A 13,933-nucleotide genomic window follows, 5' to 3' on the forward strand; every position below is an offset into this window, starting at 1 on the left:
GCACTCACTTCCGCGAAGCTGCGGAAGCTCAGGGAGCCAGGCAGCTCACGGCCGGGGCGCCGGCCGGGTCCAGCAGCGCGGCCGGGTCGACGAGCGCGGTGGGGTCGGCCGCGAGGTCCGTCACGGCGGTCGGCGTCTCGGTGAGGCAGGTGACCGTGCCCACGGGGTCCGGCGCCGCGGTGGCGGCCGGGGCCATGGCGCCGGCGAGGGCGAGGGTTCCGAGCAGGACGGTGGCGGTACGGCGCATGGAGAGCATCCCCTTGTCAGAAAGGAAGTGGAGAGGGTGGTCGGACGAGTTCGATCATTGCCTCTTCCCTCCTGCGAACGCGCGCTCCGTCACTCCCGCGTGGATGACGTAACGATTCGGCGCCCTGTGGTGAGTTGACTGGTCTGCCCCCATGGGGCGAGTGCGGGGCGGCGCGGTGACGCGATTGCCGGCGACGACCAGCGGGACGTTCAGTGGGACGTTCAGTGCGGTGACGTGATCGCCCGGGCCGCCGCCACCTCCTGGCGCAGCGGCTCCAGTACGCTCCCCGGCGGCCCGCTGAGGTCGGACCGGACCGCGTAGAGGACGTCCGTCTCCCGCAGTCCCTCCGCCAACTCCCGCAGCTGAAGCACCACGTGGTCGACCTCGGCGGACGACGGCGACTCGGCCCCCTGCTTGACCCGTACCCGCGCGGCCGTCGTCGCGTCGACGATCCGCTCGACCGCCACGACCAGCGGCCACCACGCGGCGGCCCTGCGCCCGGTGGGCGGCGGCTCGGTCAGGGCCCGCTGGAACTCCGTACGGATGGCGGAGAGGTCCCGGTAGAGACGGCGCCGCATCCGGGCGCGTCCGGCGTGGTCGTGCGCCCCCTCCCCCACGGCCCCGAAGGCGCGTTCCACGTACGCGGCCGTGTCGGCGACGGCGTCGGCGAGGCGGTCGCCGACGCGGGCGTGCCAGCTCTCCGGCCAGAGGAGGTAGCCGGCGACGAGGGCGATGGCGCAGCCCATGAGGGAGTCGACGAGGCGGGGCAGCAGCAGGCCGGTGCCCTGGTGGTTGAGGATGTCGGAGAGAAGGAGGATCACCGGGGTGATGGCGGCCGTCTGGTAGCCGTAGCCGCGGGGCGTGAAGACCGGGATGAGGGGCGCGAGCAGCAGCATCACGGATACGTCCCACCACCCGCGCGGCACCTCCGCCAGCACCCCGGCGGCCACCACCAGCCCCACGACCGTGCCGAGCGCCCGCAGCAGCGCCCGCGAGAAGACGGAACCGAAGTCCGGCTTCAGTACGAAGGTGATGGTCAGCGCGATCCAGTACGAGCGCGGCACGGGTATCAGCGACACCAGGGCCTGGGCGAGGCCGATGCAGAGCGCGAGGCGCAGACCGTAGCGCCAGGAGCCGGCGGACAGCGCCACATCGCGTGCGGCACGGGCGGCGCGTACGCGGAGCGGGGCGTAGCGACCCCGGCGGTCGACGGTGTTCGCCGTGCCGGCGAGGGCGTCCGGGGACTTCTCGGTGACGACGTCGGCGGCGTGCCGCAGCGCCTGGTCGACGGCCCGCCCGATCCCGCCGCCGGGCTCGGGGAGCCGGAGTCCCAGCGGCCCCGAGTACCCCGTCTCGACGGCCTCGGCGAGATGCCGTACGGCGGTGGGGACCTCCTCGGGCAGGGGACGCCCGGAGAGACGTACGGCCGGGGCGGCCTCCACGAGTGGGGTGAGGGCGTTCAACTGGGCGAGCAGGCGGACCAGTTCGGGGCTGCGGCCGTGGTGGCGGGTGCGGCGGCCGAGGACGAGGTCGTACGACTGGTTGAGGGACTGGGTGACGGCGCGACGGGCCTCGTCGTACGCCTCCGCGCTGTCGGCCGTGGCCGCGAGCTGGTCGGCGGCCCGGCGGTAGGTCTCGGCGACGGCGGCCCGTTCCGGTACGCCGGCCCTCAGCGGCCAGCCGAGCAGGGCCTGGAGGAGCACGAGGAGACCCCCGCCGCTCATCAGCAGCGGGGCGAGCCACCACTCGCCCGGCATCGGCAGACCCGCGCCGACCACGGAGTTGAGCAGCAGAAGCAGCCCGGACACGGAGGCCACGGCGCCGATCGTCGAAATCATCCCGGAGACCAGCGCGATCCCCGTGAGCGCGCCGACGGTGACCCACCCATGTCCGTACACCAGCGAGCCGAGGGTGATGCCGACGGCGGCGAACATCTGCGGGACCGCGATGTTGAGCAGCCGCATGCGGTACGCGTCCGCCGTGTCGCTGATGACTCCGGAGAGGGCGCCCATGGAGGCGAGGGCACCGTACGCGGGCCGGCCGACGGCGAGGCCGATCACGAGCGGAAGCGTCAGGGCGACGGCGGCGCGGACGACCGCCGGCCGGTTGACGGGTGGCGCCTGCTGCGGCTGGAGGTTCCGGACCAGCCAGTCGGGCGGGGTGAGGCCGATGCGGAACGGGCGGGGCATGGGGCCATTATGGCGCGGGGGGTTTCCGTGGCCCTTCGGCCTGTTTTCCGAAGTTGTCGCTTACTTCGTTATCGCTGTTCTCGCTGTTGTCGCTTACTTCCGTATTGCTTACTTCCGTCGGTGGAGGGTGAGGTCGACGATGACGGCGTTGTGGTCGGTGCCGGACAGCTCCTGGAAGCGGGTGCCGCGTGCGGAGAAGTCCTTCGCCGATACGAGTACGTGGTCGATCTGGGCGCCCAGGGCCGGGGTGGTGCGGGCGGGCCAGGACGGGGTGCGGTCGGCGCCGGTGAGGCGGGCGGCGTCGCTGAGACCGGTGTCGAGGATGCGGCGGAAGGCGGCGTGGTCCTGGGAGGCGTTGAAATCCCCGGCGACGATCGTCGGGGTCCGGCTGTCCGCCGCCGCGTACGCGCGCAGCGCGCCGAGCTCACGCCGCCAGGTGTCGAGCTGTCCCGGCAACGGCGGCATGGGGTGCGCCAGCCGCAGCCGTACGGGGTGGCCGTCGATGTCGGCGACGGCGCCGGGCATGCCCATGGTGGCCGGGATCGGATCGGCGGCCTTGAGCGGGAAGCGACTGAGGATGACGGACCCGTCGGACCCGTAACCCTCGACCACTTGGCGGTAGGGGTAGGCCGGGTTCTTGCCGCTGAGGTCACCGAACGTGTCCCGGAGGGAGGCCAGGCAGGTGGCCTGGCACTCCTCGACGAACACGATGTCGGGGTCGTCGCGGTGCACGGCGCGGATCAGGGCGTCCGTTCCCCGGCCGAACTGCACGTTGGACGCCATCACGCGGAGCTCGGCGAGCCGCGCACCGGTCGGCTCGGTCGTCTCCCCGTACGGCTCGATGAACCAGGCGAGGGCGCCGAGCAGCACCATTCCCCAACCCAGCCCGATCCAGAAGCGGGCCCAGGCGGAGAGGAGAAGGGCGAGACCGGTGGGGACGAGCAGCCAGGGCAGGAACGCGAGGAGCTGGGTGACCGGGGTGAACCCGTCACTGTCGACGGCCCGGCAGCCGACGACCACACTCACGCCGAGCAGGAACAGCGCGGCGAACACCTTCTTGCCGCCGTGCGTCTTCCGCCGCGCCGGCGCCTCCGGCCGCTCGACGGTCGTACTCTCCACGGGCCGGCCTTCCGTTCGCCTCAGGGGGTGCTCCTTCTCAAGGACGAGGTCGGTGGCGTGAAGGTTGCGCGGGGGTGGGGTCACGACTTGGTGTCGGGGGCGCGGCGGATCGTGCGGTGGTGCCAGGGGCGACCGGGAGGGGCATGGCCGACCGGGAGGGGCATGGCCGACCGGGCTTCAGCCGTCGTTTCTCGCCGCTCGGGCGGCAAGTACGGGAATGGACGCGATCTTCTCCGCGTCCAGATGCTCCCGGACGAGCCCGGCCGGGCGGCTCGGTGACGGGCAGGAGATGACCTCCATGAGGAAGGCGAACTCCAGATCCGAGTACCCGGCGCCCTTGCCGAGTACGTAGCCTGCGTGGAGTTGGGCCCGAGGAGTGTCCGAGCGGTGTGCTTGCCTGGTGCGCAGCTCGTCTCCGTTGACGGCTCGGGCCACCCGTACGTACTCGCGGCGTGCAGTGGTAGGCCCGCTGCACGGCGAGTTCGGCGAGGTCGATCAGCTTCTCTGTGCCTCAGGCGGACAACGGCTCCCGGCATCGGTGCCGAGCGAGGGCCGCCCGGGCTTCTGCGCGGGCCGCGTTCAGCCGGGCGAGCGCGGTGCCCCGCGGTCGGGCCTGCTGCTGCCACCACGGCGCGCATCAGGTGGTGGCAACAGCGTGGCGGTGCCCAGGTGGCCGGTTACGTCGTCGCGGGATGGTCGTGGGATGTGGCCAGGGACCACATCACGAAGACCGCGATGGCGATGGCGATGATGGACCAGACGGGGGCGTACGGGAGGAACATGAAGTACTCGATGGCGAAGAGGGAGGCCAGGGCTATGCCCATGCCGCGGGCCCAGTCCTTGCCCTGGAGGATGCTCCAGCCCGTGAAGGCGACGACTACGCCGATCGCCAGGTGGATCCAGCCCCAGGTGTAGAGGCTGAACTCGAAGACGTAGTCGCCGATGTTCGTGTAGACGTCGTCCCCGGCGATCCCCGCGATGCCGTTGAGGATGCCCATGATGCCGCTGACCGTCATGAGGACGCCGGCGAAGATCGTGCCGCCGAGGGCCCAGGCCGTGCCGGAGTGCCTCGCGTAGGAGGGCGTCGGCGTCGAGATGGTCTGGCCGGTCGGGGAGTTCTCGCGCGGGGCGGTGCCGTGCTGTGCCATGAAGGCCTCCTCGGACGGATCCTCAGCGGATCCTCGGATGGAATGACAGCTCATCCGTAGGGTCACGCGGTGGGGGGAGGGCCGCATCAGGGCTGGGGCGAACGGGTGAATCGCGTCCGGCGAGGTTTCAGCCGAGGTCGCGAACGGGCCGAGCCCCGGTCCAGCGGGGTCTCGGCCCCGGCACGATTGCCTCTCATCGCGACGGCTGCTCGGCATGGTTGCCGCTCGTCGTCCGCGGCTGCCCGGCACGGTCCCTATCCGGCGGCGGTTTCGTCCAGCCGGGTCAGGAAGGCGGTCACGGTCTTGTTGAACTCGGCCGGGCGTTCCAGGTTCGGGAGGTGGGCGGCGTCGGGGATCACTTGGAGCGTGGAGTCGGGGAGCGCCGCGTGCATGGCTTCCGCGTCCGCGACCGGGGTGTACTCGTCGTCGGCGCCCACCACGACCAGGGCCGGGACGGTGACCCGGGTCAGCAGCTCGCGGTAGTCGGGGCGCTCCGCGCGACCGCGTAGCGCCGCCGCCGCGCCCTGGGGGTCCGTGGCGGTCATCATGCGGTGTACGTGCGCCGCCACCTCGGCGTCCGCGTACGGCGCGACCATCTTGTACAGCACCTCGTCGGCGTACCCGGTCATCCCCTCCCGCAGCAGCCGGTCCGCCATCGCGTTCCGGGTGCGTTTGCCGTCCTCCGTCTCCGCCGCCGGGAACGTGTCAGCCAGGATGAGACCACGGACGCGCTCCGGGAAGAGCCGGTAGCACTCCATCGCGATCTGGCCGCCCATCGACAGGCCGGCCAGCACGAACTCCGGGACGCCCAGGTCGTCCAGGAGCGTCGCGATGTCCTCCGCGAACGTGGAGAGGGGCGTGATGCCCGGGACCACCGGGGACTCGCCGTAGCCGCGGAGGTCCGGTGCGATCACCCGGCGGGTGGGGGCGAACTCGGTGATCTGGGGGTGCCACATCGTGCGGTCGAAGGGGTGGCCGTGGATGAGGACGAGGGGGAGGGACGGGGGGTCGGGGAGCGCCGCTTCCGGGCTCGGGTTCGCGTTTCCTTTGTCCTCGTACGCCAAGAAGGGTGCCATGGGGCCGACCCTAGGGTTCGCCAACTCCCCGGTCCACTGGAATCTTTGCCGCTATGCCAACGGTGAAAGACGTCGACGCGCGCGGAACGCAGCACTGCGAGACGACGGCTCTGGGGGTGCTGCTGCGGCACCAAGGGCTCGATCTGTCCGAGCCCATGCTCTTCGGCCTCGGCTCCGGTCTGTCCTTCGTCTACTGGGACAGCAAGAACATGGGCTTCCCCTTCCTCGGGGGACGGGTCAAGCCGTTCGAACTCACCAGGAACCTGGCCGCGACACTCGGCCTGGAGCTCCTGGTCCAGGAGACCACCTCCCCTCGCAGGGCATGGGAGAACGTGGTCGCCCCCATCGACGCCGGCCACCCCGTCGGACTGCAACTCGACAGCCACCACCTGGACTACTTCGGGTCGAAGGCGCACTTCGGCGGTCATGTCGTCGCCATGTACGGCTACGACGACCGCGACGCCTACCTGGTGGACACCGAGCAGCAAGGCGGAGCGGTGTCCACCAGCCTGACCGGTCTCGCCCGGGCCAGGGCCGCGCGCGGGCCGATGACCGCCAAGCACCGGTCCTTCACCCTCACCGTTCCTAGGAACCCGCCCTCCCCGCGAGCCCGGATCATTCCCGCCGTCACCGCCTGCGCCGACGCCTTCCTCGACCCGCCCATCGCCAACCTGGGCCACCGTGGAATCGCGAAGGCCGGCAAGCTGGTGCGCACATGGCTCCAGCGCACCGACGACCCGCGACGGGACCTGCCCCAGGCCGCCGTTCTGATGGAGAAGGCCGGCACCGGCGGGGCCCTGTTCCGTAATCTCTACCGCGACTTCCTCGCCGAATGCACCCAACTGCTCGACAGCGGTCACCTGCGCACCGGCCACGGGCTGTACAGCGAGGCGGCCACCCTGTGGACGGAAGTCGCGGCACTGATCACCAAGGCCGGTGAATCAGGTGATGCGCAGTGCCTCGTACAGGCAGGCACCGTCCTGTCCGATCTTTCACGCGTGGAGCGCGAGGCCATGCAGGCGCTGAGCCGCCTGGGGAGAGGCCTGTAGTCCTCAGGCCCGTAGTCGTCCGGCCTGTACTTGTGCCGATGTCTCCGTCGGCGGCGGCTCAGATGTCGGTGTCGGTGTCGGCTGCGGGTCTGCGGGGGCCCGGCGGCGGTGCTGGGTGAGACGGGTCGTCAGCCATGCCACCGCCGCCACCGTCAGGCCCAGGCTCAGCAGACCCCACGTCACCTTGCGGAGCGTCGCCGTCAGGGTGTCGTAGATGGCGACGGCGGCTGCGGGGGAGACGTCGGGAGGCAGGTCGGTGACGGTCAGGTGGCGGCCCAGGGCCACGGCGGCGCCCAGGAACGCGCCGCCCAGGGCCGTGCCGAGGCCGGTGGCGCAGATGGCTCGGCGGCGGTGGGTGGCGATGAGGATGCCCCCGGCGGCCAGCGCGAGCGCGCCCACCGGGAGCCAGAACGCGGCGACTTCGAGCATGCGGTACCCCTTCCGCAGCCGGGCCAGTTCATCGGCCGACAGCACTGTGAACTCGATGTGCGCGACCGGGATGCGGTGCGCGAACGGTACGTGGTCGCGGACCAGTTGCCGCTTGACGCGTTCACCGACCGGCGCGAGGTCGAGCGTCACCGGCTGCGCCTCGCTGCCGGCCGCGCCCGTGTCCTCGGCTCGCACCGCCCGCAGCACCGCGTCGTGCGCCGCCCGGTTCGCCGCGTGCCACGCCGCGCGGAACGCCTCCGTCTGCATGAAGGACCGCGCCGCGTCATGCGTGAACTCCCGTACCGGCTCCCGCAACGGCGACCCCACCCGGACCTCCCGCAGGATTCCGTCGGCCATCGCCGCCGCGAGCGCATCCTGTACGTCCGGGTCGGCCGCCAACGGTGCCGTCACCGCCTCGTACCGGCCCGGGTCCCCGAGCTCGTACGTCGCCCACGCCGCCAACGCGCCCGCCGGCAACAACAGGCAGGCGAGCACGGTCAGTACGGCCGACAGGATGCGGCGAACACGTTGGGGCACTCCTTCAGGCAAATCCCGCCGCCGCCCCCGCGCGAGCGCTCGTGCCGCCGTTGACTGCGAATGGTCGTACGAGACAAGCCGTACGGGGAAAACGCCCCCAGGTGTCCGTTGCCCGCGCCCGGGCCTCCGCCCCGCCGGCACGGCGGCGTCCGTACCGAAGTGCGCGGACCCGTGCCCGCACTGGAAGGACGACCACCAGCACGGGAACGGGTCCATGTCGTTCGACTTCGAGTTCGAATTCAGTTGGAGTTCCTGATCGGTCCGGCCGTTGTCGTGGCCGTCACCTCAGCCGTCGTGGCCGTCATCTCGTCCGATGCCCCTCCGCGTCCTCGTGCGTGTAGTAGCGGTAGAACAGCACCGCGAACAGCCCCGCCGCGACGCCGAGGGACATGGCCGCCGAGCGGAGCACGGTGTGCTGTGACGCCTGGCTGTAGAGGAAGCCGAAGGCGCAGCCCGCGAAGGCGGCCCACAGGAGGGCGTGGAGTTCGCGGCGCAGCCGGGGCGCGACGGCCCGTACGGCCAGGTAGAACACCGTGAAGACGAACGCGGTCGCGAAGCCGAAGAGGATGTTCCAGCCGGTGATGGGGCCGGCGTCGCGGTTCATGGCCGCGGCCCAGTAGCCGTAGACGAGGCCGAGGACCGCGGGCAGGGCCCAGTGGGCGACGGCGTGGGTGCGCTCGCCGAAGATGTCGGGTGTGGCGCGTTCGGCGGTGGATGTGGCGCGTCCGGTGGGTCCGGTCGTGAGGGTGTCGCGTCTGGCCGGAGTTCCCGGCGTGGGTGCCGCTTGAGCCATGGGAGCGCTCCTCTCTCCCCCCGGGGGTCCCCGATTCCAGGGCACACCTGGGCCGGGCCGCCGGCAAGTCGGGATGCGGGGGCCGTGGCGGCGTGTTTCGCTGTGGCTCATGCGGATGCCGATGCCGCGTGTGCGCCGGGAGCCGGACCCCGTCGAGCGGCACCAGCTGCTGCGGGTCCGTGGGCGCGGCGTCGCCTGGCTTCCGCCGCTCGTCGTGCTGCTCACCGTGCCGGTGATCGACTGGAGCACCGGCGGTGACTTCCGGGTCCTCTCGTGGCTGGTGCTCGTGCCGGGTGTCGCCGCCGCGGTCTGCGGGGTGTGGACGACCACGCTGTTCGCGGTGCTCGCCATGCTCGTGTACGTCGTCGGCGACAACTCCTGGCCGCACCAGTACCGCACCGGGCTGCCCGACTTCATCCTCGTCGCCCTGGGCGGCGCGCTGTCCGTGCCGGCCTGCGCGGTGCGGCTGCGCGCGCAGGAGCGGATGCTGCACATGCGGGCCGTCGTCGACACCACCCGCCGTATCCTGCTGCGCCGGCTGCCGCCGGACGTCGGCGGCCTCGATCACGCCGAGGAGTACCTCGCCGCCGACAGCCAGGCCCGGGTCGGCGGCGACTTCTACGACATCCAGCCGAGCCCCCACGGCACCCGCGTCCTCATCGGCGACGTCCAGGGCAAGGGGCTCCCGGCGGTGGAGGCGGCGTCCGTGCTGCTGGGCACGTTCCGGGAGGCGGCCTACTACGAGCCCGAGGCCACCACCGTCGCTGAACGGCTGGAGACGCGAATGGTGCGGCACGTCCGCTACTGCGCCCACGTCGGCCGCGACGACGAGCGCTTCGCGACCGCCGTCCTGCTCGACTTCCCCCAGCTGCGCAGCGAGCGCACCGACTGGGGGCCGGATCTCACCGGGCTCGGCGACGTCACCGTCGACGTCATCAACTTCGGCCACGAGCCCCCGCTCCTGGTCTCCGCCGACTCCGTACGACCCCTGCCGCTGCGGGAGGGACTTCCGCTGGGGCTGGGTGATCTGGCGCCGCGGACGCGCGGGACGTGCACCGTACGGCTCGCTCCCGACGAGAGTCTGCTGCTCGTCACCGACGGGGTCACCGAGGCCCGCGACGGCAGCGGCGCGTTCTTCCCGCTCCTCGCGTACCTCACCGGGGCGCTCGCCGCCGACCCCCGCGTCGCCGCCGACCCCGCCGCCCTCGTCCGCCTCGTCCGCGACGGCGTCCTCCCCCACACCGGCGGGCACCTCGGCGACGACACGACGATCTTCGCGGTACGGCGGGCCGACGGTACGGACGGGGGAGGCGCCCCGAAGCTCCCGGGACGACCGGAAACTCCCTGAACGGGGCCTTCCACCGGCTGCTTTCCCCCGTTCGCACGCGCAGCGGTTACGGTGCTGGATGGCGTACGTGATCGATGGGGAGGGAACCGATGCCCGGAACCGTGCTGCTGCTCGCGGCCTCGCCCATGGGCAAGGGGTGTCTGGTCGACGCGGCGTCCGTGCTTCCCGTACTCGCGGCCGTCGCGCCCGAGGTGCTGTCCGGCACGGGTACGGCGAACGTCGTCGAACTGGCCGATCCGCTGGAACCGCAGGCCGTCCTGACCCGGCTGCGCGCCGCGGCCACCGCACCCGGGCCGCTCACCGTCTACCTCACCGGGCAGCTCCAGCTCGACCGCAAGCAGCGGCTGGTCCATCTGGCGCTGGCGCGTACGACGCCGGCGACCGTGCGCTACACCGCGTTCCCCTGGCACTGGATCGTGGAGGAGCTGCGGCTGCGCGCGCCCGGGTCCACGACGCTGTTCGTCGATCTGCACGCCGACGCCGAGGTGTGGCGGCAGTTGGCGGGACGGCCCCTCACGTCGGGGCCCGGGGTGAGCGTGTACGGGCGGATCGCGCCGCCCCCGACGGGGGGCGTGCGGCGGGGGGTGGCCGTGCCGGCGTACATGAAGACGCTGGCGACGATACTGCGGAGCGGGCAGCGGCCGGTGCCGTCGGTGTTGCACGAGCAGGTGCTGGCGCGGGTGGGCGGGTACGGCGATGTGGTGCTGGCCTGGGACGCGACGGCGCCCGGGGGTGGCGGCGGGGGCGGGGGCACCTTCGGAACGCCGGACGGGCTGAACAATCCGGCGGTGCCGCCCCATCCGCCTGAGCAGGTCGACCCCCACGCCGCCATCACCGCCGCCGTCGAAGCCGGACGGCACTCGGACGCCGACCTCCTGGCCGCCGAGCGGGAGCGGGAGGCTCGGGCGGAGTTCGGGGACGGGGCCGAAGAGGTGTTGCACTGGCGGGAGGTGCGGGCCGATCTGGCGATGTTCGCGGGGGACGCGGCGCTCAGTTGTGAGCGGTGGCTGGGGGTGGCCGAGGCACGGCTCGCGGCGGGGCAGGAGGCTCAGGATCCGGCGGTCGAGGCCGCGGCGGACCGGGCGCACCATCAGTGGGGGCAGGTCACGGACGCCGGGCGGGCCCATGAACTGGGGCTGGGGCTGGCGGAGTTGAGGGCGAGGGTGCCGGGGCGGCGGGCCGGCGCGCTGCGGCATGTGCGGCAGCGCCTGGCGGAGCTGCGGCAACGCCTCACGGAGGTCAGCAGCGTCTCGGGGAGCTGAGCGGCGCCTGACGGAGTCAGCGGGTGCTCGGGGAGTTGAGGTCGGTCCGGCGTGTGCCCGGTTGGCCGAGCCGGGTCGATGAGCCGTCGTTCCGTTCGTCGTAGATCGATGAGCCGTCGATCAGGGCGCACGCCGGGCCGACCTCGGAGGGGGAGTTGTACGAGGTCACACCGTTGGTGCGCTTCATACGTCGTCCACTTAATCGGGCGCGGCTCCGGAACTGATCGGATGCTGATCAGAGAACGATCAGAAATCCACCAAGTAAAAGTAAAAACCGCACCTCACAGCCATACGTAAGTTACGCCGGAGTCAGGAACCGTTCACAACCCTCATGGCCCTCATGGCCCTCATGGCCCTCATGGGCTTCCCGACCCCGGCGAGCTCTCACGCCGGCGCCGGCAGCCGCACCCTGAACCAGGCGCCCCGGTGCGACGGTTCGAGGGTGACCCGGCCGCCGTGGGCCGTGGCGATGGCGGTGACGATGCTGAGGCCGAGCCCGCTGCCGGCGGCCCTCGTCTCCTCGCCGCGGACGAAGGGGTCGAAGAGGCGGGCGTGGAGTTCGCGGGGGATGCCGGGGCCGTCGTCCATGACCTCGATGACGCGGTGGCCGTCCTCCGTGCCGAGCCCCAGCGTGGTCGTGGTGCCGGCGGGGGTGTGGACGCGGGCGTTGGTCAGCAGGTTGGCGACGAGCTGGTGGAGCCGCAGCGGGTCGCCGATGACGGTGTGGTCGCCGGGGGCGATGAGCACCCGTACGGGGTGGTCGGGGTTGCAGTCGCGGGCGGCGGTGGCCGCGTCACGGCAGAGCCGGGCCAGGTCCACGGTGGTCAGTTGCAGGGGCTGGCCGAGGTCGAGGCGGGTCAGCAGGACGAGCTCGTCGATGAGGGTGCTCATCCGGCCGACCTCGGTGGAGATCCGGCCCAGGGCCTCCTGCCGCATGGGCTCGTACGCGGGGTCCCCGTCACCGACGCGGGCGAGTTCGGCGTACCCGGAGATCGTCGTCAGCGGGTTGCGCAACTCGTGCCCGGCGGAGGCCATGAACTCCCGCAGCCGCCGCTCGGACTCCTCGCGCGCCCTGACCTCCCGCCGCCCGAGGCGCCGGGCGCCGAACAGCACGCCGGCCAGCAGGGGCAGCGCCGCGACGCTCTCGACCTGGAGGAGGCGTTCGACGGCGAGCCGGTCGTCGACCGTGGACCGGGCGATGAGGAGGTAACGGGCCGGGTCGTCGGGGGCGTTCCGGTGGGCGGGCACCACCTGGGCGCGGTAGTCGTCGCCGAACGCGGAGGGGTGCGTACGGGTGGCGTACGTCTTCAGCCGGGCGGGGTCGATGGTCGGGAAGGCGGGGAGGCCGGTGGAGCCCCGGTGGCGCTCGACGACCCGGCCGTCGGCGTCGAGGGCCAGCACCAGGCAGTTCTCGTCCAGGTTCGCGGCGGTGGAGCGCGGGGTGGCGGGGCTGCGCGCGAGCCGGATGAACCCCGCGATCTGCTGGTCGGCGCGGGTGGCGAGCTGGTGGGCCAGGAGGTATGCGGAGAGCGCGGCCACCGCGCCGAGGGTGGCGAGCGTGGCGATCAGCCAGAAGCCGACGGTACGTTGCCCCGCCCGGTCGGGGCGGATCGGCCGCTCGAAGGGGGGCGCCGGGAGCCGGGGCCGCGGCTGCTCGTACGGCGTGGTGGTCGCCAGCAGCCCGGCAGCTCTGATGGTTCCCCCGAGTCCGCCGTTGGTCAGCCCACTGAACCCGCTCATCCGCTCAGCCCGTTCGTTTCCGGCCCCCGTGCCATGTGAGGGCCGAAGGCCCTTAAGAGGTGCGGGGCCGTACCGTCTCGCGGCTCCGCACCGTCGATCAGTTCGTGCACAGCTGGTAACCCACGCCCCTCACGGTCCGTATGAGGGACTGCCCGGGTTCACCCAGTTTCCGCCGCAAATAGTAGATGTACGTGTCGACGACCCCGGAGCCCTCGTCCCGGTGGTTCCACACCCGTTCCTGGATCTGCCCACGGGACAGCACGCGCCCGGGGTTCTCCATGAGGTAGCGGAGCAGGGCGAACTCGGTGGTGGTGAGGTCCACGGGGCGCCCGGCGGCCCAGACCTGGTGGGCGTCGGCGTCGAGTTGGACCGCGCCGGCGCGCAGCCGGTTGCGGTCGGGGGTGGGGTTGTTGCCGCCGGCCCGCCGCAGCAGGGCACGGACCCGCGCGGCGACCTCCTTCAACTCGAACGGCTTGGTGACGAAGTCGTCGCCGCCCATGTCCAGCCCCCGCACCCGGTCGTCGACGCCGCCGAGCCCGGTGAGGAACAGCACCGGTACGGCGTTGCCCCGGTCCCGCAGCGTCCGGCAGACCTCGAATCCGCTGAGGTCGGGGAGGTTGACGTCGAGGAGGATCAGATCGGGGTCGTGCCGGGTGACGGCCTGCAGGGCCTGACGGCCGGTGGCCGCGGCGGTGACCTGGTAGCCGAGGAACTCGAGGGCCATGGTGAGCATGGAGCGGATGCCCTCCTCGTCGTCCACGACGAGCAGCCGGCCGGCGGACGCGCCCGCCGAGGCCGGGGCGCCCGAGGGGCCCGGGGCGGCCGACGGGTTCGGGGCGGCCGACGCGGCCGGTGACGCCGATATTGCTGGTGGGACGGGGAGCGCTGCTGAGTGGACCGAGGGTACAGGGGCGGTCATGTCCTGTTCCTTTGCGACCGTGACCTCAATTGAGATCTCAAGTTCCGGCAGGCTCGTATCGTCACATGTACCCGCAG

General features: G+C 72.2%; 14 protein-coding genes. 3 read left to right on the plus strand and 11 right to left on the minus strand.

The window, feature by feature from the left end:
- Positions 1-28: 28 nt before the first annotated feature.
- The 6 genes from STRIP9103_RS26355 to STRIP9103_RS26380 form a co-directional block, all read right to left on the minus strand.
- Positions 29-247, minus strand: a complete 219-nt coding sequence (locus STRIP9103_RS26355) for a hypothetical protein (protein ID WP_009323534.1) — start codon at positions 245-247, stop codon at positions 29-31.
- 221 nt (positions 248-468) lie between these two features.
- Positions 469-2,436, minus strand: coding sequence for an FUSC family protein (locus STRIP9103_RS26360; protein ID WP_009323524.1), 1,968 nt, complete (start codon positions 2,434-2,436; stop codon positions 469-471).
- Positions 2,437-2,544: 108 nt separating this feature from the next.
- Entirely contained in the window at positions 2,545-3,555 is a 1,011-nt protein-coding gene (locus tag STRIP9103_RS26365) for an endonuclease/exonuclease/phosphatase family protein (RefSeq protein WP_009323523.1), read from the minus strand.
- 177 nt (positions 3,556-3,732) lie between these two features.
- Positions 3,733-3,990, minus strand: a complete 258-nt coding sequence (locus STRIP9103_RS50785) for a hypothetical protein (RefSeq protein ID WP_009323535.1) — start codon at positions 3,988-3,990, stop codon at positions 3,733-3,735.
- A 242-nt stretch (positions 3,991-4,232) separates the two neighbouring features.
- Entirely contained in the window at positions 4,233-4,703 is a 471-nt protein-coding gene (locus tag STRIP9103_RS26375) for a DUF7144 family membrane protein (protein ID WP_009323544.1), read from the minus strand.
- A gap of 254 nt (positions 4,704-4,957) precedes the next feature.
- Positions 4,958-5,779, minus strand: coding sequence for an alpha/beta fold hydrolase (locus tag STRIP9103_RS26380; protein ID WP_009323538.1), 822 nt, complete (start codon positions 5,777-5,779; stop codon positions 4,958-4,960).
- Between the two features lie 53 nt (positions 5,780-5,832).
- On the opposite strand from STRIP9103_RS26380, the gene STRIP9103_RS26385 reads away from it, so the two are divergent.
- Positions 5,833-6,828, plus strand: coding sequence for a BtrH N-terminal domain-containing protein (locus STRIP9103_RS26385; RefSeq protein ID WP_009323536.1), 996 nt, complete (start codon positions 5,833-5,835; stop codon positions 6,826-6,828).
- 3 nt (positions 6,829-6,831) lie between these two features.
- On the opposite strand, the gene STRIP9103_RS26390 is transcribed toward STRIP9103_RS26385, so the two are convergent.
- The gene (locus STRIP9103_RS26390) at positions 6,832-7,794 is read right to left on the minus strand and encodes a hypothetical protein (RefSeq protein WP_009323533.1); all 963 of its coding nucleotides are present in this window, start codon (positions 7,792-7,794) and stop codon (positions 6,832-6,834) included.
- 301 nt (positions 7,795-8,095) lie between these two features.
- Positions 8,096-8,587 carry a hypothetical protein gene (locus STRIP9103_RS26395; protein WP_009323531.1) on the minus strand — a complete coding sequence of 164 codons (492 nt, stop codon included), beginning with the start codon at positions 8,585-8,587 and terminating at the stop codon, positions 8,096-8,098.
- A 109-nt stretch (positions 8,588-8,696) separates the two neighbouring features.
- Here STRIP9103_RS26395 and STRIP9103_RS26400 point away from each other — a divergent pair, with 109 nt between their 5' ends.
- Entirely contained in the window at positions 8,697-9,935 is a 1,239-nt protein-coding gene (locus tag STRIP9103_RS26400; RefSeq protein ID WP_009323540.1) for a PP2C family protein-serine/threonine phosphatase, read from the plus strand.
- A gap of 89 nt (positions 9,936-10,024) precedes the next feature.
- Complete coding sequence (locus STRIP9103_RS26405; RefSeq protein ID WP_009323522.1) at positions 10,025-11,197, plus strand: hypothetical protein; 1,173 nt, start codon at positions 10,025-10,027, stop codon at positions 11,195-11,197.
- Between the two features lie 16 nt (positions 11,198-11,213).
- Here the strand turns inward: STRIP9103_RS26405 and STRIP9103_RS50120 are convergent, their stop codons facing one another.
- The 3 genes from STRIP9103_RS50120 to STRIP9103_RS26415 all read right to left on the minus strand — a co-directional run bounded on the left by STRIP9103_RS50120 (position 11,214) and on the right by STRIP9103_RS26415 (position 13,856).
- Positions 11,214-11,384 (minus strand): hypothetical protein, encoded by a 171-nt coding sequence (locus STRIP9103_RS50120; RefSeq protein ID WP_158696912.1) that lies wholly within the window; start codon positions 11,382-11,384, stop codon positions 11,214-11,216.
- 197 nt (positions 11,385-11,581) lie between these two features.
- Complete coding sequence (locus tag STRIP9103_RS26410; RefSeq protein WP_009323541.1) at positions 11,582-12,937, minus strand: sensor histidine kinase; 1,356 nt, start codon at positions 12,935-12,937, stop codon at positions 11,582-11,584.
- A 97-nt stretch (positions 12,938-13,034) separates the two neighbouring features.
- On the minus strand, positions 13,035-13,856 hold the full coding sequence (locus tag STRIP9103_RS26415; RefSeq protein WP_009323529.1) for a response regulator transcription factor: 822 nt from the start codon (positions 13,854-13,856) through the stop codon (positions 13,035-13,037).
- Positions 13,857-13,933: the final 77 nt, after the last annotated feature.

This window comes from Streptomyces ipomoeae 91-03, assembly GCF_000317595.1.
Lineage (GTDB): Bacteria > Actinomycetota > Actinomycetes > Streptomycetales > Streptomycetaceae > Streptomyces > Streptomyces ipomoeae.